Origin of the sequence: Nonomuraea sp. NPDC023979 (genome assembly GCF_040639085.1) — a bacterium.
In the GTDB taxonomy this organism is placed as follows: Bacteria; Actinomycetota; Actinomycetes; order Streptosporangiales; family Streptosporangiaceae; genus Nonomuraea; species Nonomuraea ceibae.
On sequence record NZ_JBEZZG010000005.1, the window covers coordinates 300,713 to 324,690 of the forward strand.

Below are 23,978 nucleotides of genomic sequence, written 5' to 3' on the forward strand. Positions count from 1 at the left end.
TCAGCGCCGCCATCCGCTCCGCACCCACCAGCCCGGGAGCGGCGCGGACGTCCAGATGGACGCGGTTCTTGAGGTCGACAGCGCCTTCGGGTCGTGGGCGTCGAAGGTGACCTGGAAGTGGCGGCTCATCGTGGCGCTCCGTTCGTCTCGCCCACCGCCCACTGTGCCACCCCGGGTTCGGGGCGCGGCTCACTCGGTCATCACCCGCCACAGGGCGGCCCGGTCGAGGGTGTCGACCTGCCAGGTGCGGGAGTCCAGCGTGCCCCGGTGGCGGTAGTCGCGCATGATCCGCACGTGCTCCGGGACCCGGACGAATGCCCGGAGATCCTCCTCGCTGCGCCACACCGACAGGGAGCCGACACGGCGGCTGGGCACGTCGGCCCAGAGCCACATGCCGACCGCGCCCGTCAGGCCCGGCCACAGGCGGCTCAGCGACCGGGCGCGGCGGGCGAGGCCGGGCAGGTCGAGCAGCCGCTGCGCCCGGTAGTCGGTCAGGGCCGCCACCAGCGGCCCGGTGCTGCCGCTCGCCGGGCCGGTGATCCAGCGGGACCTGAAGTGCGGCGCCCGCCTGTCGTCGTTCGTCATGCGGCTCAAACTATATTAACGACCGATCGGTTGCATAGTTGGCCACTTGACTCCGGGCATGGCTCTGCAAGTTAATGTGAACATGAAGTCGAGTGAGTGGATGCAGATCGGGGAGCTGGCCGAGCGGTTCGACCTCGCTCCCCACGTCCTGCGGCACTGGGAGGCGATGGGGCTGATCGCGCCCGCCGCCCGGGTCAACGGGCGGCGCCGCTACACCCAGGACCACCTGATCCACGTGATGACGATCATCCGGGCGAAGGCGGCGGGCATGAGCCTGGAGCAGATCCGGGAAATCCTCGGCGTCACCGGCCAGGCGGAACGCCACGCCCTCCTCCAGCGGCACCACGCCGAGCTCGAACGGCGGCTCCAGGAGATCTCGGCGTCCAAGGCGCTGATCGAGCACCTGATGCGGTGCACGGCCGACGACTTCACCCAGTGCCCGACTTATCGGCGGATAGCGGAGAGTGCGGTCGTGCTTCCGGATCCGCACCACGACGGCTGCGTGGTCTGAGGGCGCGTCAGCCGGCCTCCTGCCGGAAGACGATCGTCGTGCCCAGGACGGGCACGGCCGCCTGCCTGCCGGTCCGGGTGAACGCGACGCCGTTGCCGCCCAGGTGCCGCACGGTGGCGTCGAGGTCGCGTACGGACACCGTGAAGCCGGCGAACCCCGGCAGGGCGGGCGGCGCCCCGCCGGACTGCGGCGCCGACGTGACGGTGACGCCCGCGCGGTCCGGCGCGGCGGCCTGAGCGCTGTCCTGCGCGCTGTCCGGCGCGGTGGCCTGTGTGGCGGGGCCGAAGTAGGTGGCGTAGCGGCGGCGGACCTCGGCCAGGTCCGGGGCGGCGACGTGCAGGAGACACCCGGTCAGGGCGGTCGCGCCGTTGGCGTGCTCGGGGTGCCGCTCGTCGTCGACCGGCGCGTTCTGGGCGAAGCCGACCCGGCCTTCCGGCACGCGGCCCGGGGGCAGGCCGGGGTGGGAGAGCTCCAGGTAGCGGGCGGGCTCCATCCGGGTCCCCGTGGCGGTCTCGACGGGCCGCTGGACGGCGTGCACGCCGCCGTGGCCGACCCCGGCCGCCGTCACCCGCGCGGCGACGGCGTCGATGTCCGGCGTGTCGGCGATCACGATGTGCAGGCCCTGGAAGCGCCGGAGGAAGGCGGCGATGTTCGCGGCCGTCGCGCGGACGGCGGCCGTCAGGCCCGGCAGCTTGTCGTCGGGCACCCGCAGCGGGATCGGTCGCGCCCCGGCGGGCACGCGACCGGCGGACACCAGCTCGACGAAGCCGCCCGGGAAGTACACGTGGGTGTTGACCACGCCGACCGGCTCGGCCATGCCCGGCAGGACGGGGTAGGCGGGCTCGGCCACCGTGAAGCCCAGCCGCCGGTAGCGCTCCATCGCCTCGTCCATGTCGCGCACGATGTGCCCCACGTGGTGCAGGCCGTTGACGTCGCCCATGTCGGGCCTCCAGATGCCGATAGTTCACTCTTGTTTGAGAGAAAACTATCATTTGGGGGCGCGGTAAAGTCGGACGCATGACTGACGGCGGGCTCCGCGAGCGCAAGAAGGCCAAGACCAGGGAGGCGATCCTGCGCGAGGCGTTCCGGCTGTTCCGCGAGCGCGGCTACGGCGCCACCACCGTCGAGCAGATCGCAGACGCCGCCGAGATCTCGCCCGCGACCTTCTTCCGCTACTTCCCGACGAAGGAGCACCTGGTCACGCTCGACCGGTTCCCGCCGCTCGTCGAGGCCCTGGCCGCGCAGCCGCCTGGCCCGCCGCTCACCGTGCTGCGCGGCGCGTTCCGCGAGGCGTTCGCCGAGCTGACCGCCGAGGAGCTCGCCGCCGGGCACGCGCGGGAGGTGTTCGCCGCCACCGTGCCCGAGCTGCTGGTGGCCAACCTGCGCAGGAGCCCCGGCCTGGTCGGCGAGGTCCGCGACCTGGTGGCCGCCAAGGCCGGCTGCGACGCCGGCGACCCGCGCGTCCGCGACGCCGTCGGCGCGGTGTTCGGCGTCGTGGCGCTGATCTGGCTGGAGTGGGCCCACGACGCCGGCATGGACGCCCCCGCCGAGGTCGACCGCGCCCTGGCCCGCCTGGAGTCCGGCCTCACCGCGTAGACGTACGCCCCGCTCGGCGGCGTCGTGCTCACGTGCGCAGCGCGAGAGCGTAGCGGACCTCGGTGAGCGGGAAGCCCCGCAGGTCGTCGGGCTTGACCGTCCCGTCGCCGCGCCAGCCGAGCGCCTCGTAGAAGCGCCTGGCACGCGCGTTGGTGTCGAGCACCCAGAGGGTGGCCAGCCCGTAGCCGGCCCCGGTCAGCGCGTCCACGGCCGTGCCCAGGAGCGCGCCGCCGATCCCGCGTCCCCACGCCTCGGGCGCCAGGTAGAGGGTGGTGATCTCGGCCACGGACGCCGGGTCCTGATCCGGGTCGCGGGCCGGCCCGAAGCCGGTGAAGCCGGTGACGCCGCCGTCGTCCTCGGCCACCAGGATCCCGCTCCTCGGCCAGGCGGTCTCGCCCAGCAGGCGCCGCCACCTCGGGAGGCGGGCGGCGGGGTCCAGGCCGTCCAGGTGGTCCTGCGGCATCAGGCCCCGGTAGGCCGCCTGCCAGGAGCGTACGTGGATGCCGGCGATCGCCTCGGCGTCGGCGGGGGTGGCCTGGCGGACGGTCATGTGATCGTCATAGCATCACCGCCCGGTGTGAGCCAGGACACGCCTGGCCTGAGTCACAGACGCAGACGGGCGGTCGTCTCCCCTAGCGGCACACATTCCCGACGCCGAGGAGCATCGATGCGCACTCCGCTGCTGTTCGTTCACGGTTTCTGGCACGGCACCTGGTGCTGGAGCGAGGTCCTGGCCCGCGTGGCCGAGACGGGCCGGCCGGCCCTGGCGGTCGACCTGCCGGGGCACGGGCTGCGCGCCCGGCGGCCCCGGTCGGTGACCGGCCGCCCGTTCGACCCCGCCCATCTGGCGACGGAGCCGTCGCCGGTGGCGGGGGTGACTCTGGACGAGGCGGGCGAGCACCTGGTCGCGCAGCTCAAGCGGCTGGGGCGCGGCGGCCCGGTGACGGTCGTGGCGCACAGCATGGGCGGCACGGTGCTCACCAGGGCCGCCGAGCAGGCCCCCGAGCTGGTGGCGCACGCGGTGTACCTGGCCGCGTTCATGCCCGCCTCCGAGGTGCCCGCGTTCGACTACGCCCTGATGCCGGAGAACGAGGGCGAGCTCATCGGGCCGTCGGTGCGGGCCGACCCGGCGGCGGTCGGGGCGCTGCGGCTGGACGTGGCCTCCTCCGACGACGCCTACCGGCAGCAGCTCCGCGAGACGTTCTACGGCGACATCGACCCGGAGGCCGCCGACGCGGCGATCGCGCTGATGACGCCCGACGCCCCGGCCGGGATCGCGCTCGGCACCACGACGCTGACCCGGCAGGGCTGGGGCTCGGTGCCGCGCACGTACGTCGGCTGCGCGCGCGACATGACGATCAGGCCGCCGTTGCAGCACAAGTTCGTGGCGGAGGCGGACACCGCGTTCCCGGACAACCCGACCGCCACGGTGTGGCTCGACGCCTCGCACTCGCCGTTCCTGTCGCAGCCGGGCCGGGTCGCCGAGATCGTCGGCGGGATCGGCTGAGCCGGGGGCTCAGCCGCCGTCGCCCAGGCGCGCGATCAGCCGGTCGGCGAGCGGGGTCTCGCCGAGCGCGTCGCGCACCCACTTGCGGGTGACGAAGGAGTAGGCCGCGCGGGGCGCCTGGTCCCAGTCCAGCGTGCCCTGCGGCGGCTCCGGGTCGTACTCGATGGCGAACTGCACGGCCCGCGCCGTCTCCGGGCCGGCCAGCTCGCCGGCCAGGTGCAGCGCCATGTCGATGCCGGCCGAGACGCCGGCGGCCGTGAGCACGGGCCCGTCGGCCACCCACCGCTCGCGGGTCGGCACGGCGCCGAACTCCGCCAGCGCGTCCACCATCGACCAGTGCGAGGTGGCCCGCCGCCCGTCGAGCAGCCCGGCCGCGCCGAGGATGAACGAGCCGGTGCACACCGAGACCACCGGCCTGGCGGTCGCGGCGGCGGCGCGCACGTAGGCGAGCAGGGTCTCGTCGGCGGTGGCGCGCATCGTCGCCTCCTCGCCGCCGGGCAGCACGAGCACGTCCGGCGCGGGCACCTGCTCGAACGTGTGCCCGGCGCGTACCTGGAGCGGGGTGTCGGTCTCGACGGTGTCCAGCCGTTCGGCGACCACGACCACCCGGAACTCCGGGCGGATCGCCGCGAGCGTGGAGAGCACCTGGAGCGGGCCCACCAGGTCGAGGATGGTGCAGCCGGGGTAGAGCACGAACGCGATCGTCTTCTCGGTAGCCATACCCGCATCCTGACCCCCGGCGCGCCGCCCGTCGCCGTCCCTGGCCGGATTTCCGCGATACGCGTCCCGTCAGCGCCCGGCGGCCTGCCGCCCGCGCCCGGGGCTGGTCCCGTACCGGTCGCGGAAGGCCTCGCGCAGCGTCTCGGTCGAGCCGAACCCGCAGCGCCGGGCGATCGTGTCCAGCGGCAGGTCGCTGGAGGCCAGCAGGTGCGCGACCGCCTCGGTGCGCGCCGCGCGCACGTACCGGCCGGGCGTGGTGCCGAGCTGCCCGGTGAACAGCCTGCGCAGGTGCCGCACGCTGATCCCGGCGCGGGCGGCGAGCGCCGCCGCCGACAGGTCGGCGTCCAGGTTCCCGGTGATGTACGCGACCAGGTCCCGCACCACCCGGCTGCCGGGCGGCGAGGTGGACAGGAACATGCTGATCTGCGCCTGGTCGCCGGGCCGGTGCAGGTACGTGACCAGTGTCTGGGCGACCTTCCTGGCCAGCGTCGGGCCGTGGTCGTCGGCGATGAGGCTGAGGCTGAGGTCGAGCCCGCTGGTCACCCCGGCCGAGGTGTGCAGCCGGCCGTCGGAGATGTACAGCGGCACCGGGTCGAAGGTGACGGCCGGGAAGCGCGCGGCGATCTCGGCGGCGTGCCGCCAGTGGGTGGCCACCCGCCTGCCGTCGAGGAGCCCGGCGGCGGCGAGCACCGAGACGCCGGTGCAGATCGACACGACGCGCCTGCTGCCGCGCGCGATCCTGCGGACCTCGTCCACCAGGCGCGGGTCCTCGCGGGCGGCCACGTGCCCGTGCCCGCCGGCGACGATCAGCGTGTCGACCGGGCCGGTGACCCGCTCCAGCTCCCGCTGCGCGACCAGCGTGATCCCGCACGAGCTGCGGATGGTGGCCGCCGCGACGGTGGCGAGCTCGACCGTGTACGGAGGCCGCGCGCCCGCCCGGTTGGCCGAGGCGAACGCGTCGCCGGGCGAGGCCACGTCGAGCAGTTCGACGTCGGGATAGCCGACGATGACGACACGGCGGTTCACGCTTCTCCTCTGCCCGGCGTCCCTTTACCGGACCTAACGCCCAGGATTGAGGACATATGCCGCCATCGCCGGGCGGTGGCGCGCCCAGAATGTGCCGCATGTCAGGGGCAGATACACCACGGGCCGGATACCCGCTGCTGGCGGCGCTCTACACCACGCAGTTCCTCGGCACCGCCTTCTTCGGCACCGCCCTCGCCTCGATCCTGCGCGAGCGCGGCGCCGGCCTGGAGGCGCTGGGGCTGCTGCAGGCCGTGTGGATGCTGACCGCGCTGCGGATGCTGTGGGCGCCGCTGGTGGACCGGTTCGGCTCGGCCCGCCGGGGGCACTACCGGTCCTGGCTGCTGGTGCTCCAGCCGGCGCTGGCCTTGACCCTGCTGATGCTGGTCGCCCTCGACCCGGTCGACGACCTCGGCCTCGTCCTGTTCGCCGCCGCTGCCGCCGGGGTGCTCTCGGCCACCCAGGACATCGCCGTCGACGCGCTGGTGGTCCGGCTGCTGCGCCCCGGGCAGCGCGGGATCGCGAACGGCATCCAGGTCGCCGGCGGCTACGTCGGCAGCCTGGTCGGCGGCGGCGTCTCCCTGCTCGTCTACGCCGAGTTCGGCTGGGCCTGCGCGCTGCTCACGCTGGCGGCGCTGACCGTGCTGCCGGCCGTGCAGATCCTGCGGCTGGCCGAGGGGCCGCCGCCCGCCGGGGGTCCCGGCCTGCGGGAACGGTACGCGGCGCTGCTCGGCGTGTTCGCCGACCGCCGCAGGGCGCGGTGGACGCTGCTCGTGCAGCCGTGCTTCCTGGCCGGGATCTTCGCCGCGTACGCCCTGGTCAGCCCCATGCTGGTGGACGCGGGCTGGTCGCTGTCGTCGATCGGCCTGGTCACGAGCCTGCTCGGCGACACGGTGGCGATCGCGGGCGCGCTGCTGGCCGGAAGCCTGGTCGCGCGGTTCGGCACGCGCGCCTGCCTGGCCGGGTCGGGTGCGGCCCTGCTGGTGAGCGTGGTGGCGCTGCTGCCGGTGGCTCGCGGGGCGGGCTGGCCGGTGCTGACCGGGGGCGCGATCCTGCTGTTCAAGGTGGCCTACGCGGCGGCGGCCACGGTGGTCTCGGCCGAGACGATGCGGCTGTCCCGCCCGGCGACGGCGGGCGCGGACTACAGCGCCATGTCGAGCGCGGGGTCCGTGGTGGCGTTCGGCGTGGGGGCGGTGACGCTGACGGTGGCCGCCGCCGTGGGCTACCCGGTCACGCTGGCGGGGGCCGCGGTGCTCGTCGGCGCAGGCATGGTCGCCTGTATAGTCACCAATCTTGACTATCAGAAAGAGTGACTATATGGTCCTCTTCGTACCGGTCGAATCCAGGAGGACACCCCCATGAGCATCACCGTCGAACTCACCCGTTTCAAGGTGTCGCCCGACCGGGAGGAGGAGATGCTGGCCGCGCGGCCCGCGATGCTGGCCGACTTCCGCGCCGACCGGGACGGCTTCCTCGGCGCCCGCCTGATCCGCCTGCCCGGCGGCGAATGGCTGGACGTCGTCGACTGGCGCTCCCCCGAGGACCACGCCGCCTCCCGCGCCAAGGGCGCCAACCTGCCGGGCGTCGCGGCGTTCTTCGCCACCATCGCCGAGCTGGTCAGCGCCGAGGAGGGCACCGTGGCGTAGCCGCGCTATCTGATCGCGGCCTGGCCGCGTTGTTCACCTGGGCGCTGCGCCGCGAGCGCCCGGCGTTCGGTCCCGGGTCACGGGCGGGCCGTTGACTGCCCGGGCACCATCTTGTTCCGGACCGAGGACGTACATGCACCGCAACACTCTCTCCGCCGTGGCCGCCGCCGCGATCATGCTGACCGCGAGCGCGCCCGCCCTGGCGGACACCCGGCCCGACTCCTTCTTCGGCGGACGGCTCCCGCTGAGCGCGCAGCCGGTGACCACCACCGTGGCGCCCGGCGTGACGCTCACGTCGATGTCGCTCGGGGCCAAGGACGAGAACGACTTCTGGACCGTGCACGTCTACCTGCCGCACACCGCCGACGGGCCGCTCGACAAGGCGGCCACCGCCCTGGGTCCGCGCGAGATCGCCGACCGGGTCGCCGCCGCCGTGCGCGGCAAGGGGTACGAGCCGCGTGTCGAGGAGGTCGTCACGCCCGCGTACGCCGACCGTCCCGCGGGCACGCTCGGCTGGACCGTCCGCGTCGGCCGCCACGCCACGAGCGCGGAGGCGGCGGCGGAGCTCGCCCGGCTCCGCGCGGCCGGGTTCGCCGGCGGCACCCGCTACACCGCGCAGGACGGCGCCGACCCCGGCGCGCCGCAGAAGGTGCACGTGCTCCGCGTCGACTTCCGCGCCTTCGGCGGCACGGTCGGCACCGACTTCGGCCCGTCGCTGAACGGCACCGAGAAGCTGACCGACCTCGCCGCCGCCGCGGGCGCGGTGGCAGGGATCAACGCGCAGTGGTTCTACAACAGCGCGCCCGGCGGCATGTACGTCAAGGACGGCAAGCTCATCGGCTCCGCCACCCAGGGCCGGGGCGGCATCAAGATCACCCGGGGCGGCCGCTCGGTCGACGTGGACGCCTACACGGCCCGCGTCACCCTGCGCGCCGGACGTACGAGTGCCGAGATCGACGGCGTCAACCGGGTGCCGGGCGAGATCTGGAACTGCGGCGGCGTGGGCGGCGACCAGCCGACCGAGAAGCCGCAGCACGACCTGAAGTGCACCGACGACAGCGAACTGGTCCTGTTCACGCCCGAATGGGGCACCCCGCCCACCGGCGCCGGCGCCGAGGCCGTCCTCGACGCGCGCGGCACCGTCACCGCCGTCAACGCCTCCCGAGGCGCCGCCGTCCCCGCCGGCGGATCCACCGTCCAGGCCATCGGCGACAGCGCCGCCTGGCTGCTCGCCCACGTCAAGCCGGGCGAGCGGCTGCGGGTGAGCGAGCGGGTCGAGGACAGCCGGGGCCGGCGGGTCCCGCTCACCCGCGACACCACGATCCTCCAGGTCGGCCCCACGCTCGTCCGCGACGGCCGCGTCTCCGTGAACGCCGCCGCCGACGGCCTCGTCCGCGAGGGCGCCGACCAGACCTTCACCTACAACTGGACCGTACGCGCCAACCCCCGATCCATGATCGGCATGGACGATCGGGGCCGGCTCATGCTCGTGGTCGTCGACGGACGCCAGGAGGGCTACAGCGAAGGACTCGGGATCGCGCAGACGGCCGAGCTGATGAAGCTGCTCGGCGCCCGCGAGGCGATGAACCTCGACGGGGGCGGCTCCAGCGTCATGGTCACCCCCGGCGGCATCGTCAACCGGCCCTCCGACGCAGCCGGCCAGCGCTCCCTCGGCAACGTCCTACTGGTCCGCCCGTAACCGACCGGCCGACACCCCGAGCAGGGCGAGGAGGTGCGGCCAGGCGCGGGCGCCCAGGGCGGCGTCCGCTTCGGGGGTTCCGCCGTAGGCGTAGGCGGGTGAGGCGGGGGCGGGGGGCTCGCCGGGGAACCTGGGCCGGTGCCCCGCGTCCGGGTGGGTGATCACCACGGCCGGTCGCCGGGCGGCCAGCTCGCGGGCGAAGCGGAGGGACGGCCACATCCGGTCGTCGCCGCCCGCCACCAGCAGCAGCCGCGCCCTGGCCTCCTCCACCCTGATGGCCGCCTCCGCGTAGCCCTCGCGGCTGCCGCCGTAGAGGCTGGCGAACGCCACCGGCTCCGCGGGCTCGGGCCAGAGGCTGGCGTCGTAGGTCACGTACGGCACCGGCTCGCCCTTCCAGGTCCACGAGGACCGGTACGGCTCCGTGACGCCGTCCGGCCCCGGCCCGACGTTCGCCCACGCGACCGAGGTCGGAGAGACGGCGATCACGGCGTCGAGCCGGGGTTCGACGACGGACAGCAGCAGCGCCGCCTCCGCCCCCTTGGAGACGCCCAGGACGCCGATCCGCCGCGTCCCCGCCTCCGCGAGCAGGTCGACGGCGGCCGTGAAGGTCTCCAGCGGTATCTCGCAGATGCCGGGCGGCTGCCCCGGCCCGCCGAACCATCGGACGGACAGCGCCCTGAGGCCGTGCGCGGCGAGCAGCCGGCACCGCTCGGTCTCCACGCGCCCGCTGGACCCGGCCAGCACCAGGACCCCGGCGGTCGCGCCCGGCGCGGGTTCGGCCAGGAAGCCGGTCCAGGGCGCGGTGAGCTCGCGCTCGACGATCTCCACGGCACCACGTTCTCACGCCTGCTGCTCTGGTGTGGATCTTGGGGAAGCGGTTGCCTTGGCCGGGGATCGACACGAGAATCTCGGACTCATGATTTCCATCCGGATCACGGGCGCCGTCGCGGTGCTCTGTCTTGCGCTCTCGACGGGCTGCGGGGTGCTGCCCGGTTCCCCGAAGGAGCCCGGCCCGGCCGAGGGGCCGCGCCGGGTGCCGGTCGAGGCTCCGGCCGGCGCCGATGACGGGGGAGGGGACGCCTCGCACCACTGGGTGGGGCTGAACCCGGTGTGGAAGGTCGAGCAGATCGACGAGACGCCCCAGCATCACGGCCTGGTGTCCGACGGGACGCGCGTGGTGGCGCTGCGCAAGGAGATCAAGGGCGGCGCGGCGGGCGAGCTGACCGGCTACGACGGCGCGTCGGGCAAGCGGTTGTGGCGGCGGGAGCTGGGCTGGAGCGGTGCGAGCGCGCCGGTGGCCGAGGACGGCACGGTGGTGGTCCCGCTGGGCGCCGAGGTGGACAACCGGGTGGAGCGGCCGGGGCAGTTCGTGGCGCTGGACACCGCGACGGGGGAGGAGCGGTGGCGGGTCAGGGTGCGGCAGCGGGCGTTCATGACGTCGCACCTCTACCTGCCGGCCCCGGCGCAGGGGGCGATCCTGGACGGCGTCTTCTACTACGCCGACGGGCCGCACCTGTACGGGCGCGATCTGGTCTCGGGCAAGGTGGTGCACCGGCGGACGAGCAGGTCGCACCTGGCCGTGGCGGGGCCGGTGCGGGCGGGGGAGCGGCTGGTGGTGCTGGTCAGGCCGGACCCGTTCAAGCACGTCGACGGCGTGGACGGCACCGTTCGCAGCCTGGCGGTGCTGAGCCCGGAGCTCACCCCCGTGCACCAGGCGGACCTGCCGAAGGGCACCGAGGCCACCGAGGTGATCACCGGTGGCGCGATCGCGGTCGTGAGCGAGGGCGGCGGTACGAATCCGCACATGTGGGGCTTCGACACCCGGACGGGCAAGCGGCTGTGGAGCCGGCCGCTGGGGAAGTCGCAGTACGTGGGCCCGCCGGTGCGCGGTGTGGTGCCGGTCCTGGACGGCTCGCGCAACCATGAGCAGCGGTTCGTCGGCCATGACCTGCGCACCGGGGAGCGGCTGTGGACGCTGGAGCCGCGCAAGGCCGAGGCGCGGATCGACCGGGCGCGGACGATGGGCGTGGCGGACGGCACGCTGTTCGGGCTGGGGCACGGGGTGGAGATCGTGGACCCGGCGACCGGGAAGGTCACGTTCGCCCACCAGTTCACGCCGCGCGGCGGCGGCCGGGTGGTGGCGGCGGCGGGGCGCATCGTGATCTACAACCATGACGGCCTGATGGGCTTCGACTGAGCCGCCCCCCGAGGCTGAGCCAGGTCGGCCGCCGCTTGTGTGACATTCGTCAGGGGTGGGCGGGAGGCCGGGGTGGATAGTGTGAAACGCATGAAGGGCCGGCTCTGGACCTCCGTCTACCTCGTCGTCCTGGTGTGGCCGCTGCCCGGGTTCCTGGCGGCCTCCCCGCCGGGGCTCACGATCGGGCTGGTGGCCGCCGGGCTGGCGGGCTTCGTCGCGCTCTACCTGCGGGTCGTGTGGACCGCACTGGACCGGCCGCACCGCAACGCCACCCCGTACGCGCTGATCCTCCTCTACGTGGTCGCCGCGGCGATGACCGTGGCGCTGGGCGAGATGTGGGTGTTCGCGGCGTCGTACTTCCTCATCACCGCGGTCGCCGCGGCGCTGCCCGCGCGGGCGCTGCCGGTGGCGGCCGGGGCCACGGTCGCGGCCGTCACGCTCGCCCTGCCGCTCCTGGGCAGGTCGCTGGCCGAATACTGGTGGCTGCCGCTGCAGGCCGTGGTGTTCACCGCCGCCATCCGCGCCTTCCTGCAGCTCAACGCAGCCAACCGGGCGTTGAGCAAGGCCGGGGCCGAGGTCGAGCGGCTGGCCGTGGACAACGAGCGGCTCCGCTTCGCCCGTGACATGCACGACCTCCTCGGCCACAGCCTGGCCGTGATGACGGTGAAGAGCCAGCTCGCGGCCAGGATCGCCACCGCCGACCCGGACCGGGCCAGGGCCGAGATGGAGCAGGTCGAGGAGCTGTCCCGGCAGGCGCTGTCGGAGGTGCGCGAGGCGATCGCGGGCTACCGGGAGCTGTCGCTGCCCGGCGAGCTGGACGGCGCGCGCCGGGCGCTCGACACCGCGGGCGTGCGGCTGGAGGTGGCCGCCGATCCGCTGCCGGCCGACGCCGAGCCGGTGCTCGCCTGGGTCGTCCGGGAGGCCACCACGAACGTCGTCCGCCACAGCGGCGCCCGCCGCTGCCGCATCCGCCTCGGCGTGACGGGCGGCGAGGCGTACGCGGAGGTCCGCGACGACGGCCGCGGCCCCGCCGATCACACGGGCACGCACGGCAACGGCCTGCGCGGTCTCGCCGAGCGCGTCCACGTCGCGGGCGGCACCCTGTACGGCGGCGCCGCCGAGGGCGGCGGCTTCCTGGTGAGCGCCCGCGTCCCCGTGGCGGAGCGGGCGTGATCCGCGTCCTGCTGGCCGACGACCAGCATCTCGTACGCGAGGCGCTGGCGGCGCTGCTCGGCCTGGAGCCCGACATCGAGGTCGCCGGGCAGGTGGGCCGGGGCGACGAGGTGGCCGGGGCGGTCGCCCGGCTCGATCCGGACGTCGTGCTGCTCGACATCGAGATGCCCGGCTGCGACGGCCTCACCGCGGCGGCCGGGCTCACCGGCGTGCGCGTGATCATCCTGACGACGTTCGGCCGCCCCGGCTACCTGCGCCGGGCGATGGACGCCGGGGTCGACGGCTACGTGGTCAAGGACGCCAGGGCCGGGGAGCTGGCCGACGCGGTGCGGCGGGTGCACGCGGGGGAGCGGGTGTTCGACCGCAAGCTCTCCGCCGCCAGCCTCTCCGCCGGCGCGAACCCGCTCACCGGCCGCGAACGCGACGTGCTGCGCGCCGCGACCGAGGGCGGCACCATCGCCGACATCGCCCGCCGCCTCCACCTGTCCGACGGCACCGTGCGCAACTACCTGTCGTCGGCCATCGGCAAGCTCGGCGCCCGCAACCGGGCCGAGGCGGCGCGCGCCGCGGAGTCCAAGGGCTGGCTCTGACGAACGTCACTACCGGCCGCACCACGCCTCTCGCGAGGCTGGAGGCATGGTGAAACGCATCGCGCCCGCGCTCGGGCTGTTCTTCCTGTCGCCGCTGATCGGCGAGTTCCTGCTGGGCAACCTGCCGGTGACCATGCTGGTCGCGTTGATCACGCTGGCCCCGCTGTACGGGGGCGGCGCGCTGCTCGTCCGCGAGCTGGCCCGGCGCCGGGGGGCGGGCTGGCCGGGCATCGTCCTGCTCGCCGTCGCCTACGGGCTCGTGGAGGAGGGGCTGGTCACCCGGTCCCTGTTCAACCCCGGTTACGCCGGCATGGACCTCGCCTCGTACGCGTGGATCCCGGGTCTGGAGGTGAGCGCCTGGTGGGTGACGTTCGTGCTGGGCGGCGTGCACGCCGTGGGCAGCATCTGCGTGCCGATCGCGGTGATGGAGGCCTTGGTGCCCGCCAGGGCCTCGGAGCCGTGGCTGCGGCTGCCGGGCCTGGTGACGGCGGGGGTGCTGTTCCTGCTGGGGGCGGCGGCGAGCGCGCTGTTCGACCCGGCTCCGTACCAGCCGTCCGTGGCCCGGCTCGCGGGCGTGGTGGCGCTGGCCGGGCTGCTGGTCGTGCTCGGCCTGCGCCGCCGGGGCCCGGCCGCCGCGTCGCCGGGGCGGGCGCCGGGGCCGTGGCCGGTGCTCGGCTTCTCGCTGGTGGCGGGGGCGGTGTTCTGGGGTGCGGCGATGGCCGCCTGGACGGTCGCCGCGTGGCTGCTCGTGGCCGTCAACGTCGCCGTCTACGCCGTGGTCTGCGCCCAGGTGGCGCGCTGGTCCAGGAGGGAGGGCTGGGGCCGCGCCCAGGTGTTCGCGCTGGCCGCGGGCGGTGTGCTCACCTACGCCTGGCACGGCTTCCCGCAGCCGCCGGCCGTGCCCGCCGACCCGGCCGTCGACCTCGCCGGGAACACCGCCTTCGCGCTGGCCGCGCTCGCGCTCCTCGCCGTGGCCGCGGCCCGCCTGCACTCCCGGGAGCCCGCCGCCCCGGCCTGATCGGGCCCGGAACCCTCGCCGAAGGGTGCGAAGTGGATGCGTCCGGCCACGCCCCACCCGCTCGCCTCGCTGTTCCAGCCGCTCCGCCTCACGGGCTCCCCGGTACGGCCCCCGCGCCGCGTGAGTCCGATCACAACCGGGTAGCCAGATGGGCAGACTATGGTTAGCCTTGCCTAACTGTTGAATCCCGGCACGAGAATGGAAGCACCACCATGCGCGCATGGCGTCCGATCCTGGCATTCGCCGCTTTAAGCGTCGTGCTCGCAGGTTGCGGTTCCGCGGAGACCGGCGGCAACGCCGCGGGCACCGGCACGGCGGCGGCCTCCGCCGCGCCCGCCGGTCCCTGGCAGTTCACCGACGGGTCCGGCAAGGTCGTCAAGGCCGACAAGACCCCGACGCGGATCATCGCGCACGCCGGCGAGGCGGCCGCGCTGATGTCGTTCGGCCTCAAGCCCGTCGGCATCTACGCCGACGAATCGGTCAAGACCGACGCGAACCTCAAGGACCTCGACCTGACCGGCATCGAGATCCTCGGCGAGGAATGGGGCAAGATCGACGTCGAGAAGGCCGCGGCCCTGCGCCCCGACCTCATCGTCGGCGACTGGTGGCCCGCCGAGAAGGCCTACAGTGGCCTGGAGGAAGGCGCCGACGAGAAGAGCAAGAAGCTCACCGAGCTCGCCCCCATCGTCGGCGTCGCCCAGGGCAAGTCGATCGTCGCCCTGGCCAAGGGCTACGAGGACCTGGCCAAGAGCCTCGGCGCCAAGGTCGACGCCCCGGAGATCGTCGCGCACAAGAAGCGCTTCGAGGAGGCGGTGACCGCCTTCAAGGAGGCCGTCGCCGCCAAGCCCGGCCTCACCGCGGCCGCCATGCTTCCCGCCGACGACAAGCTGTACGTGGCCAACCCCGAGTACGCGCCCGAGCTGCTGGACTTCCAGAACTGGGGCCTGAAGGTGATCAACCCCGACAGCCCCGACCCCGGCTTCCCCTACTGGGAGAACCTGAGCTGGGAGAACGCCGACAAGTACCAGCCCGACCTCGTCCTGTACGACGGCCGCAGCTACAAGCCGACCTCCAACGAGGAGTGGGGCAAGAAGCAGCCCACCTGGTTCAAGGTCAAGGCGGCCAAGGCGGGCGCCGTCGTGTCGTGGCCGGCGTACTGGCTGCACACGTACGAGGACTTCGCCACCGAGCTGGAGAGCCTGACCGCGGCCGTGAAGGCCGCGGACGAGAACATCGGCGACTGACCGCCGACGATGAGCAGCTCGACCTCTCTCGGACGACGAGCCTCGGCCCTCGGGCCGGGGCTCGCCCTGCTGTGCGTGCTCCTGGCCCTGATCGCCTTCCTCAGCGTCACGCTCGGCTCACGCTCGATCGGCCTGCCCGAGGTGCTGAGCGCGCTGGGCAGCATGGACGCCGACGCGTCGTTCAACAGCACGGTGACGCTGGAGCTGCGCGTGCCCCGCACGCTGATCGGCATCCTGGCGGGCGCCGCGCTCGGCGTGGCCGGCGCCATCCTCCAGGGCGTCACCCGCAACCCGCTGGCCGACACCGGGATCATGGGCATCAACTCCGGCGCGGCCGTCTGCGTGGTCTTCGCCATCACGGTGCTCGGCGTGCGCGGCGCCGGCGTCTACGTGTGGTTCGCCTTCGCCGGGGCGATCGCCGCCCTCGTGCTCGTGTACGCGATCGCGTCGCTCGGCAGGGAGGGCGCCACCCCGGTCAAGCTCGCCCTGGCCGGGGCCGCCGTCACCGCGGGCCTGGCCTCGGTCACCACCGGGGTCGTGATGACCAACGTGGACGCGCTCAACGAGCTGCGCTTCTGGCAGGTGGGCTCGCTCGCCGGCCGCTACGCGCCGATCCTCGCCGGGGTCGCGCCGTTCCTCATCCTCGGCCTGATCGCGTCGCTGGCGTTCGGGCGCACGCTCAACGGGCTCGCGCTCGGCGAGGACCTGGCCCGCGGCCTCGGCCAGCACGTCACCCGGACCCGGGTGGCGGCGTTCGTCGTGGTCGCCGTGCTGGCCGGAGCCGCCACGGCGGCCTGCGGGCCGATCGTCTTCGTCGGGCTGGTCGTCCCGCACGTCGCCCGGTTCCTGTGCGGCCCTGACTACCGGTGGATCCTGCCGTACTCCATGCTGCTCTCGCCCATCGTGCTGCTGCTGGCCGACGTGCTCGGCCGGGTGGTGGTGGCGCCCGACGAGCTGCAGGTCGGCGTGGTCCTCGGCGTGCTCGGGGCGCCGGCGTTCGTGGCCATCGTCCGCTACGGCCGGATGTCGGAGGCGTGAGCATGACCGCGACCACGACCGTCTCGACCACCGGCGCGTTCCGCGCCATCCGCCGCCGCAGGAACGCCCGCGCTCTCGTGGTGACGTGCGCGCTGACCCTGGCCGTCGGCGCGCTGTTCGTGCTCACGATGATGGTGGGCAGCTTCCAGCTCACCGCGGGCGAGGTCATCGCCTCGGTGCTGCACCTGCGGGAGGACCCGAGCGTCGACTTCGTCGTGCGGGGGCTGCGGCTGCCCACGGCGGCGGCGGCGCTGGCCGTCGGCCTCGCCCTCGGCGCCGCCGGGACGATCTTCCAGCAGTTGCTGCGCAACCCGCTCGCCTCGCCCGACTTCGTCGGCATCAACTCGGGCGCCGGGCTCGCCGCCATCACCGGGATCGTGCTGCTCCAGGCCGGCGGCCTGGCCGTGAGCGCACTCGCGCTCGCCGGCGCGATCGTCGCCGCCCTGCTCATGTACGTGCTCGCCTGGCGCGACGGCGTGGCCGGCTACCGGTTCATCCTCATCGGCATCGGCGCCGCGCTCTTCTTCGACGGGCTGATCGGCTACATGCTGACCCGGGCCCGGCTCAACGACGCCCAGCAGGCGATGCACTGGCTGACCGGCTCCGTGGGCCAGGCCGACGCCGCCGAGCTGCGGCTCCTGCTCGCCGCCGTGGCGGTGCTGCTGCCTGTCGCGCTGCTGCTCCAGCGGCAGTTGCGCGGGCTCGAACTCGGCGACGACGCCGCCCGCGCGCTCGGCGTCCGCACCGAGCTCAGCCGCGCCGGGCTGCTCGCCACCGCGGTGGTGCTGACGGCGCTGGCCGTCGCCGTGGCCGGGCCGATGATCTTCGTCGCGCTCGTCGCCGGGCCGATCGCCAACCGGCTGCTCGGCCCGGCCACCGGCGGGATCGTGCCCGCCGCGCTGGTCGGTGCGACGCTGGTGCTCGTCGCCGACCTCGTCGCCGTCCACCTGTTGCCGACGCCGCTGCCCACCGGCGTGGTGACCGGCGCGGTCGGCGCGCCCTACCTGCTGTGGCTGCTGGCCACCACCAACCGGCAAGGAGCGGGTGGATGACCCGACTGCACGCCGAGGGCGTGACCCTCGGATACGACGACCAGCCGATCGTGACCGGCCTCGACGTCCGGATCCCCGACGGCAAGGTCACCGCGATCGTGGGGGCCAACGCGTGCGGCAAGTCCACGCTGCTGCGCGGCCTGGCCCGGCTGCTCAAACCCCGGGCGGGCGCCGTCTTCCTCGACGGCAAGGCGATGAGCGAGCTGGGCACGCACGAGGTCGCCAAGACGCTCGGGCTGCTGCCGCAGACGCCCGTCGCCCCCGACGGCATCACCGTCGCCGACCTGGTCTCGCGCGGACGCTACCCGCACCAGGGCTGGTTCCGCCGCTGGACCGACGGCGACGACGACGCGGTCACCCGCGCCCTGGAGGCCACCGGCACCGCCGCCCTGGTCGACCGGCCGATCCGGCAGCTGTCCGGCGGGCAGCGGCAGCGCGTGTGGGTGGCGATGGCGCTCGCCCAGGACACCGACCTGCTGCTCCTCGACGAGCCCACCACCTACCTGGACATCAACCACCAGGTGGAGCTGCTGCGGCTGCTGCGCAAGCTGAACGCCGAGTCCGGCAAGACGATCGTGGTCGTCCTGCACGACCTCAACCTCGCCTGCCGCTTCTGCGACCACGTGATCGCGATGGCCGACGGGTCCGTCGTCGCCGAGGGCGAGCCCACCGCGGTGATCACCGCCGAGCTGGTCGAGAAGGTCTTCGGCCTGTCCTGCGTCGTGGTGCCCGACCCGGTCGCCGGCACGCCGATGGTGGTGCCGTCCTGACCACGACGACGACGGCGGGACCGGCGACCGCCCCCGCGGCCGCGCTGCGCACGGCGACCGGCCGGGAGGCCACCCGCTGGGTCGCCGCGCACTGCCGCCGCTCGCCCTGGCTCGCGGCCGGGGCCGTGCTCAGCACCGTGGCCGGGGCCGGGCTCGCCGTCCTCCCGGTGCTCCTGCTCGGGCAGGTGGTCGACGGCGTCGTCGGAGGAGAGCCGCAGTCCATCCTGGTCACGATCGGCGTGCTCATGGTGGCCGCCGCGCTGCTGGGCGCCGCCGCCACGGCCGCGTCCACGTACCTGATCGGCAGGCTCGGCGCGGACCTGCTGGCCGGGCTGCGGGAGGCCGCAGTACGGGCCGTGCTGGGGATGCCGAGCGCGCGGGTCGAGCAGGTCGGCCGCGGCGACGTGCTGTCCAGGGTCGGCGACGACGTGGCCGTGCTGTCCAAGGGCATCCGCACGGCCGTGCCCACCGTGTTCTCCGCCGGGGTGCTGGTCGTCATCGCCACCGCCGGCATGTTCGGGCTGGACTGGCGGCTCGGCCTCGCCGGCGCGGGCGCGCTGCCCGCCTACGCGCTGGCGCTGCGCTGGTATCTGCCCCGGTCCGCCCCGCTCTACAAGCGGCAGCGCGAAGCCCAGGCCGACCGCGCGCAGGCGCTGATCAGCGGCCTCAACGGCATCGACACCGTACGCGCCTACCGCCTGGAGGAGGACTTCCGCGAGCAGGTCACGCGCGAGTCGTGGCGGGTGCGCGACCTCGGCATCGAGGTGTTCCGCTTCTTCGGCAGGTTCGTCGGCCGGGAGAACCGCGCCGAGTTCATCGGCCTCACCCTGATCATCGTGGTCGGCTACGCCCTGCTGGAGGCCGACGCCGCCACGCTCGGCGAGGTGTCGGCCGCGCCGCTGCTGTTCCACCGGCTGTTCAACCCGCTGGGCTCCATCATGTTCACCTTCGACGAGGCGCAGAAGTCCGGCGCGAGCCTGACGCGGCTCGTCGGCGTGCTGGGCGAGGCGGCCGAGGACCGGCTCGTGGGCAGCGCCGCCCCCGCATCGGCGGACGTCACCCCGTACCCGGTGACGGTCGAGGGGCTGACGTTCGGCTATCCCGGCGCGAGCGAGCCGGTGCTGCGGGACGTGAGCCTGACGATCCTGGCGGGCGGGTCGCTCGCGCTGGTGGGCGCGACGGGCGCGGGCAAGACCACGCTCGCCGCGCTCGTCGCGGGCATCGGCACCCCGCAGGCCGGGTCGGTGCGCGTCGGTACGGCCGACCTCGCGGACCTGGACGAGGCCGGGGCGCGGGCCCTGGTGAGCATCCTGACGCAGGAGACGCACGTGTTCTCCGGCCCGCTCGCCGAGGACCTGCGGCTGGCCGCGCCCGGCGCGACCGACGAGGAGCTGATGGCCGCGCTGCGGGTCGCCGGCGCCGACGGCTGGGCCGAGGCGCTGCCCGACGGGCTCGCCACCAAGGTCGGCGAGGGCGGCGAGCGTCTGGACGGCACCACGGTCGCCCGGATCGCGCTGGCCAGGCTGGTGCTGGCCCGCTCGCCGGTCGTGGTGCTGGACGAGTCGACCGCCGAGGCGGGCAGCGAAGGCGCCGCCGAACTGGAGCGGGCCGTGCGGGCCGCCTGCCGGGGCCGCACCACGCTGCTCGTGGCGCACCGGCTGACCCAGGCCATGACCGCCGACCGGATCGCCGTCCTGGACGCCGGGCGCGTGGTCGAGCAGGGCACGCACGAGGAGCTGGTGGCCCTGGGCGGACGCTACGCGCGGCTGTGGCGGGCCTGGCGTGCGGGAAGTTAGGAGCGAGCGCATGTCGTCCCTCACGGGGTCCGTCATCCTGCGGACCGCGCTGCGGCGCAACCTCGGCGCCATGACCGGGGGCACCGTTCTCATGGGCCTCTACCAGGCGGGCGAGACCGCGTTCCCCATCGCGCTCGGCCTGATCGTCGAGCACACCATGCGGGACCGCACGCTCGGCTCGCTCGGCCTGTCGATCGCCGCGCTGCTCGTGATCATCACGACCGTGTCGCTGTCGTGGCGCTTCGGGATGCGCATCCTGCAGAAGGCGAACGTCACCGAGGCGCACCGCTGGCGGGTGGAGGTCGCCGCCTGCGGGCTGCAGCCGGTCGCCAGGGACGCCGACCTCAGGTCCGGCGAGGTGCTGACCATCGCCACCGAGGACGCCGACCAGACCGCCGACATCATCGAGGTGGTGCCGCTGCTGGTCAGCTCCCTTGTTGCGGTGCTGATCAGCGCCGTGGCGCTCGGGCTGGCCAGCGTGTGGCTCGGCCTGCTGGTGATCGTCGGGACCGTCGCGATCCTGACGACCCTCAGCGTGCTGTCGCGCCGGATCGGCGCCGGCACCCGCGAGCAGCAGGCCCGGGTCGCGCGGGCGGGCGCGAAGGTCGCCGACCTGATCACCGGCCTGCGCCCGCTGCACGGCTTCGGCGGCAACGCCGCGGCCTTCCTGTCCTACCGGAAGGTCAGCGGGGAGGCCCGCCACCAGTCGATCGTCGTCGCCCGCGCCAACGGCGCGTACGCGGGCGCCGCGCTGGGGCTCAACGCGATCCTCGCCGCCGTCGTCACCCTCGCCGCCGGCTGGCTCGCCTTCCAGGGGCAGATCACGATCGGGCAGCTCGTCATGGCCGTGGGGCTGGCCCAGTTCATCATCGAACCGCTCAAGCTGTTCTCGGAGATGCCCAAGTACGTGATGGTCGCCCGCGCGTCGGCCGATCGGATGGCGCTCGTCCTGGCCGCGCCGCCGGTCATGACGCCCGGCCGGGACCGCCCCGCGCCGGGTGGGGACCTGGAGGTCGACTGCGTTCGCCACGGGGCGCTGCGCAAGCTGAAGTTCCGGGTGGCGCCCGGCGAGTTCGTCGCGATCGCCGCCTACGAGCCGCGCGCCGCCGCCGACCTGGCCGCGGTGCTCTCCCTCCGCGTCCCGCCCGGCGCGTACGAGGGCGTGGTGCGGATCGGCGGGCGCGCGGTGGCGGACCTGTCGGTCGAGGCGGTCCGCGAGCACCTGCTCGTGAACCCGTACGACGGGGAGATCTTCGCCGGGACCCTGCGCAGCAACATCGACCCGTCGGGACGCGGCCGCCTGGTGCCCGAGGCCGTCGCGGCGTCGATGCTGACCGACGTCGTCGCCCTGCACGCCGAGGGCCTCGACCACGGCGTGCGCGACCGGGGCGCGAACCTGTCGGGCGGGCAGCGCCAGCGGCTCTCGCTGGCCCGCGCCCTGGCCGCCGACACCGACGTGCTCGTCCTGCACGACCCGACGACGGCGGTCGACGCGGTCACCGAGCAGCTCATCGCCAGCGGCATCGCGGACCTGCGGCGGGGCCGCACCACCGTGGTGATCACCAGCAGCCCGGCGTTCCTGGACGCGGCCGACCGGGTGCTCGTCCTCGACGGCGGCATGGTCACCGCCGAGGGCGCCCACCGCGACCTGCTGGCCGCCGACGAGCACTACCGCCAGGCCGTGACGCGGTGACCCGCGGCCGGGCTACGGGCCCGCAACTCGGCCCGCGTTCACCCGGGGGCCGCGTTACGGCTTGCGGGCCAGGCCGCCGACGATCACCCACGGCAGGGCGGGCAGGCCGTTCAGCGGGGACCGCCAGCTCCGCACGTCGGTGAGACCGGGCTCGACCAGCTCGAAATCGCCGAAGAAGTCGCCGATCCGGGCGCGGCTGCGCGGCGTCAGCGCCGTGCCCGCCATCCGGAAGCCCCGCTTGGCCGTCGCCATGACGTGCTCCGGCGACTCGTCGGCGGTGTGCGAGACGAGCAGGTGGCTGCCGGGCGCCAGCGCCCGCCGGTACTCGGCGACGATGCCGGCCGCGTTCTCCTCGTCGGAGACGAAGTGCAGGATCGCGGCCATGAGCACCGCGACCGGCTGCCCGAAGTCGATCAGCTCGCGGGTGAGCGGGTGGCCGAGCACGTCGCCCGGGCTGCGCAGGTCGGCCTCGACCACCGCGACGTCGTCGTCGGTGGCCAGCAGCGCCCTGGCGTGGATCGCCACCGTGGGGTCGGAGTCGACGTAGACGACGCGGGTGCCGGGGGCGCCGGAGCGGGCCACCTCGTGCACGTTCTGCTGGGTGGGCAGGCCGGCGCCGATGTCGACGAACTGGCGGATGCCGGCCTCCTCGACCAGGTAGCGGACCGCGCGGCCGAGGAAGGCCCGGTTGTCGCGGGCGGTCTGCGACGCCTGCGGGTTCTGGGCCAGCATGGCCTCGGCGGCCTGGCGGTCCGCCGCGAAGTTGTCCTTGCCGCCCAGCAGGTAGTCGTAGATGCGCGCCCCGTTGGGGATGCTGGTGTCCACCCCAGGCACAGCCGAGCGTCCGTCTTCTCGCACTGAGTCCCCCAGCCATTTCATGATTCTTCAGGAAATGCTGCCATATATCGGCGTCGCGCGATCGATCAAGCCGCCAAGTGGCGCGACTACGGCAGTCGGAGATCTGCTGATCCCCGGCGGCCTACCAGAACCTCACCTCGGGATAATCGGCCGACGGCCGGTCCAGCAGGGGCCGGTGCCGCCCCTTGAGGTGCGTGTCGAGGAACGCCGTGACGTACGCCCGGGTGATCGCGATCCCCCGCTCGCCGTCGATCGGGAACTCCGGCAGCCCGAGCTGCGGCAGCAGCACCCCGTAGTCGACGAAGCTCATGTGCTCGGCGCCGGTCACGGTCAGCCAGCGCTTCCAGTCGCTCTTCACGTGCGGCCAGAACTGGTCCCAGGAGCCGTCCCGGCCGCCGGAGTCCGGCTGGTGCCGGGGGTTGCCGATCATCATGAACGGCTTGTCCAGCGGCTCGGCCGGCGTCTTCGGGTTGTAGGTGCCGTCCAGGTTGACCGCCGCCCGGACCCGGCGCGACCCGGACAGCAGGTGCGCGGCGCTCTGGCCGCCGACCGAGTGGCCCACCATCGCGATCCGCTTCTCGTCGATCAGCCGGTTCCAGCGCTTGTCGGCTTCGAGCCGCCGCAGCACGAACTCGGTGTCGGCCGCCCGCACCCGGGCCACCTTCCGGCCGGTCTCCTCCGTCTGACCGGCCTTCCCGGCCTCGAACGTGGTGGTGCGGCCGTCGGGGAACGTGGTCGCCAGCGACTCGTACGTGTGCTCGATCCCCGCCACCAGGTAGCCGCGGCTGGCGAACTCCTCGGCCAGCGAGGTCAGCGTCGCGCGGGGCATCGTCATCCCGGGCGACATCACCACCAGCGGCCAGCCGCCCTTCCGCTTCAGCGCGGGCGCCCCGGTCCGGGAATGGGTGGGGGTTTTGGCCAGCGTGCCGGGCGGCACGTCCTTGAGCCGGGGCTCGCTCCTGATGAGCAGCTCCGACTCCTTCGGCGTCAGGTAGCGGGACGGCTTTCCGCCGCCCGCGCGTGCCGGGTACCACAGCGACACCATCAGCTCCCGCGCCTTCGCGGTCGGCACCCAGGGGTCGGGCCGGGAGGTGTCGACCAGGTGCAGGTCCTGCTTGCCCACCCGGTGGTCGCCGGTCGGCGCGGGCAGCGAGGTCACCGGCGCGGCGGCTGCGGCCGGGGGAGCGATCAGCGGGGTCGTCAGGGAAGCGGAGAGCGCGAGGACGCTCGCGGCGACGGTCTTCTTCATGGGATCAACCGTG

25 protein-coding genes are annotated in these 23,978 nt (G+C 74.1%); 16 read left to right on the plus strand and 9 right to left on the minus strand.

Translation table 11 applies throughout. The features are described from left to right. Complete coding sequence (locus tag AB0G11_RS13010) at positions 1–129, minus strand: hypothetical protein (RefSeq protein ID WP_357585792.1); 129 nt, start codon at positions 127–129, stop codon at positions 1–3. A gap of 60 nt (positions 130–189) precedes the next feature. Beyond that, the gene (locus tag AB0G11_RS13015; protein ID WP_357585794.1) at positions 190–585 is read right to left on the minus strand and encodes a hypothetical protein; all 396 of its coding nucleotides are present in this window, start codon (positions 583–585) and stop codon (positions 190–192) included. An 82-nt stretch (positions 586–667) separates the two neighbouring features. Between AB0G11_RS13015 and AB0G11_RS13020 the strand changes: the two genes are divergently transcribed. Continuing rightward, positions 668–1,096, plus strand: a complete 429-nt coding sequence (locus tag AB0G11_RS13020; RefSeq protein WP_246646204.1) for a MerR family transcriptional regulator — start codon at positions 668–670, stop codon at positions 1,094–1,096. Positions 1,097–1,103: 7 nt separating this feature from the next. Here AB0G11_RS13020 and AB0G11_RS13025 read toward each other — a convergent pair whose 3' ends face one another. After that, entirely contained in the window at positions 1,104–2,036 is a 933-nt protein-coding gene (locus tag AB0G11_RS13025; protein ID WP_357585796.1) for a VOC family protein, read from the minus strand. A gap of 77 nt (positions 2,037–2,113) precedes the next feature. Here AB0G11_RS13025 and AB0G11_RS13030 point away from each other — a divergent pair, with 77 nt between their 5' ends. Next, positions 2,114–2,692: a TetR family transcriptional regulator gene (locus tag AB0G11_RS13030; protein WP_219510609.1), complete on the plus strand. Its 579-nt coding sequence runs from the start codon at positions 2,114–2,116 to the stop codon at positions 2,690–2,692. Between the two features lie 28 nt (positions 2,693–2,720). On the opposite strand, the gene AB0G11_RS13035 is transcribed toward AB0G11_RS13030, so the two are convergent. Further along, positions 2,721–3,242: a GNAT family N-acetyltransferase gene (locus AB0G11_RS13035; RefSeq protein ID WP_219510610.1), complete on the minus strand. Its 522-nt coding sequence runs from the start codon at positions 3,240–3,242 to the stop codon at positions 2,721–2,723. A 117-nt stretch (positions 3,243–3,359) separates the two neighbouring features. On the opposite strand from AB0G11_RS13035, the gene AB0G11_RS13040 reads away from it, so the two are divergent. Next, complete coding sequence (locus AB0G11_RS13040; RefSeq protein ID WP_357585798.1) at positions 3,360–4,199, plus strand: alpha/beta hydrolase; 840 nt, start codon at positions 3,360–3,362, stop codon at positions 4,197–4,199. Between the two features lie 9 nt (positions 4,200–4,208). Here AB0G11_RS13040 and AB0G11_RS13045 read toward each other — a convergent pair whose 3' ends face one another. Both AB0G11_RS13045 and AB0G11_RS13050 read right to left on the minus strand, forming a co-directional pair. Next, complete coding sequence (locus AB0G11_RS13045) at positions 4,209–4,919, minus strand: DJ-1/PfpI family protein (RefSeq protein ID WP_219510612.1); 711 nt, start codon at positions 4,917–4,919, stop codon at positions 4,209–4,211. A 69-nt stretch (positions 4,920–4,988) separates the two neighbouring features. Beyond that, a complete protein-coding gene (locus AB0G11_RS13050; protein ID WP_357585800.1) occupies positions 4,989–5,945 on the minus strand; it encodes a helix-turn-helix domain-containing protein in 957 nt (318 codons plus the stop codon). A gap of 98 nt (positions 5,946–6,043) precedes the next feature. Here AB0G11_RS13050 and AB0G11_RS13055 point away from each other — a divergent pair, with 98 nt between their 5' ends. The 3 genes from AB0G11_RS13055 (at position 6,044) to AB0G11_RS13065 (ending at position 9,287) form a co-directional block, all read left to right on the plus strand. Continuing rightward, a complete protein-coding gene (locus AB0G11_RS13055) occupies positions 6,044–7,255 on the plus strand; it encodes an MFS transporter (protein WP_357585801.1) in 1,212 nt (403 codons plus the stop codon). A 45-nt stretch (positions 7,256–7,300) separates the two neighbouring features. Beyond that, on the plus strand, positions 7,301–7,588 hold the full coding sequence (locus AB0G11_RS13060; protein ID WP_357585803.1) for an antibiotic biosynthesis monooxygenase: 288 nt from the start codon (positions 7,301–7,303) through the stop codon (positions 7,586–7,588). A 133-nt stretch (positions 7,589–7,721) separates the two neighbouring features. Next, positions 7,722–9,287 (plus strand): phosphodiester glycosidase family protein, encoded by a 1,566-nt coding sequence (locus tag AB0G11_RS13065; RefSeq protein WP_357585805.1) that lies wholly within the window; start codon positions 7,722–7,724, stop codon positions 9,285–9,287. On the opposite strand, the gene AB0G11_RS13070 is transcribed toward AB0G11_RS13065, so the two are convergent. Further along, positions 9,270–10,115 (minus strand): acyl-CoA thioester hydrolase/BAAT C-terminal domain-containing protein, encoded by an 846-nt coding sequence (locus AB0G11_RS13070; RefSeq protein WP_357585807.1) that lies wholly within the window; start codon positions 10,113–10,115, stop codon positions 9,270–9,272. The genes AB0G11_RS13065 and AB0G11_RS13070 overlap by 18 nt on opposite strands. Before the next feature lie 88 nt (positions 10,116–10,203). Here AB0G11_RS13070 and AB0G11_RS13075 point away from each other — a divergent pair, with 88 nt between their 5' ends. The 10 genes from AB0G11_RS13075 to AB0G11_RS13120 all read left to right on the plus strand — a co-directional run bounded on the left by AB0G11_RS13075 (position 10,204) and on the right by AB0G11_RS13120 (position 21,858). Beyond that, entirely contained in the window at positions 10,204–11,484 is a 1,281-nt protein-coding gene (locus AB0G11_RS13075) for a PQQ-binding-like beta-propeller repeat protein (RefSeq protein WP_357585809.1), read from the plus strand. A gap of 90 nt (positions 11,485–11,574) precedes the next feature. After that, positions 11,575–12,657, plus strand: a complete 1,083-nt coding sequence (locus AB0G11_RS13080; protein ID WP_357585811.1) for a sensor histidine kinase — start codon at positions 11,575–11,577, stop codon at positions 12,655–12,657. Next, on the plus strand, positions 12,654–13,247 hold the full coding sequence (locus AB0G11_RS13085; RefSeq protein WP_219510621.1) for a response regulator transcription factor: 594 nt from the start codon (positions 12,654–12,656) through the stop codon (positions 13,245–13,247). Before AB0G11_RS13080 ends, AB0G11_RS13085 begins: the two co-directional genes overlap by 4 nt. Before the next feature lie 46 nt (positions 13,248–13,293). Further along, entirely contained in the window at positions 13,294–14,265 is a 972-nt protein-coding gene (locus AB0G11_RS13090; protein ID WP_357585813.1) for a hypothetical protein, read from the plus strand. Between the two features lie 212 nt (positions 14,266–14,477). Further along, positions 14,478–15,509, plus strand: a complete 1,032-nt coding sequence (locus tag AB0G11_RS13095; RefSeq protein WP_357585815.1) for an ABC transporter substrate-binding protein — start codon at positions 14,478–14,480, stop codon at positions 15,507–15,509. Between the two features lie 9 nt (positions 15,510–15,518). Continuing rightward, on the plus strand, positions 15,519–16,547 hold the full coding sequence (locus tag AB0G11_RS13100) for an iron ABC transporter permease (protein WP_219510627.1): 1,029 nt from the start codon (positions 15,519–15,521) through the stop codon (positions 16,545–16,547). A gap of 2 nt (positions 16,548–16,549) precedes the next feature. Further along, positions 16,550–17,599, plus strand: coding sequence for an iron chelate uptake ABC transporter family permease subunit (locus AB0G11_RS13105; RefSeq protein WP_219510628.1), 1,050 nt, complete (start codon positions 16,550–16,552; stop codon positions 17,597–17,599). Then, on the plus strand, positions 17,596–18,369 hold the full coding sequence (locus AB0G11_RS13110; protein ID WP_219510630.1) for an ABC transporter ATP-binding protein: 774 nt from the start codon (positions 17,596–17,598) through the stop codon (positions 18,367–18,369). The genes AB0G11_RS13105 and AB0G11_RS13110 overlap by 4 nt, the downstream gene beginning before the upstream one ends. A 125-nt stretch (positions 18,370–18,494) precedes the next feature. Continuing rightward, a complete protein-coding gene (locus AB0G11_RS13115; protein WP_357585817.1) occupies positions 18,495–20,165 on the plus strand; it encodes an ABC transporter ATP-binding protein in 1,671 nt (556 codons plus the stop codon). Positions 20,166–20,175: 10 nt separating this feature from the next. Continuing rightward, positions 20,176–21,858 (plus strand): ABC transporter ATP-binding protein, encoded by a 1,683-nt coding sequence (locus tag AB0G11_RS13120; RefSeq protein ID WP_357585819.1) that lies wholly within the window; start codon positions 20,176–20,178, stop codon positions 21,856–21,858. Between the two features lie 54 nt (positions 21,859–21,912). Here the strand turns inward: AB0G11_RS13120 and AB0G11_RS13125 are convergent, their stop codons facing one another. Together AB0G11_RS13125 and AB0G11_RS13130 are read right to left on the minus strand one after the other, a co-directional pair. Then, positions 21,913–22,683: an SAM-dependent methyltransferase gene (locus AB0G11_RS13125; protein ID WP_357585821.1), complete on the minus strand. Its 771-nt coding sequence runs from the start codon at positions 22,681–22,683 to the stop codon at positions 21,913–21,915. Positions 22,684–22,837: 154 nt separating this feature from the next. Continuing rightward, a complete protein-coding gene (locus AB0G11_RS13130) occupies positions 22,838–23,965 on the minus strand; it encodes an alpha/beta hydrolase (RefSeq protein ID WP_219510633.1) in 1,128 nt (375 codons plus the stop codon). Between the last annotated feature and the right edge of the window lie 13 nt (positions 23,966–23,978).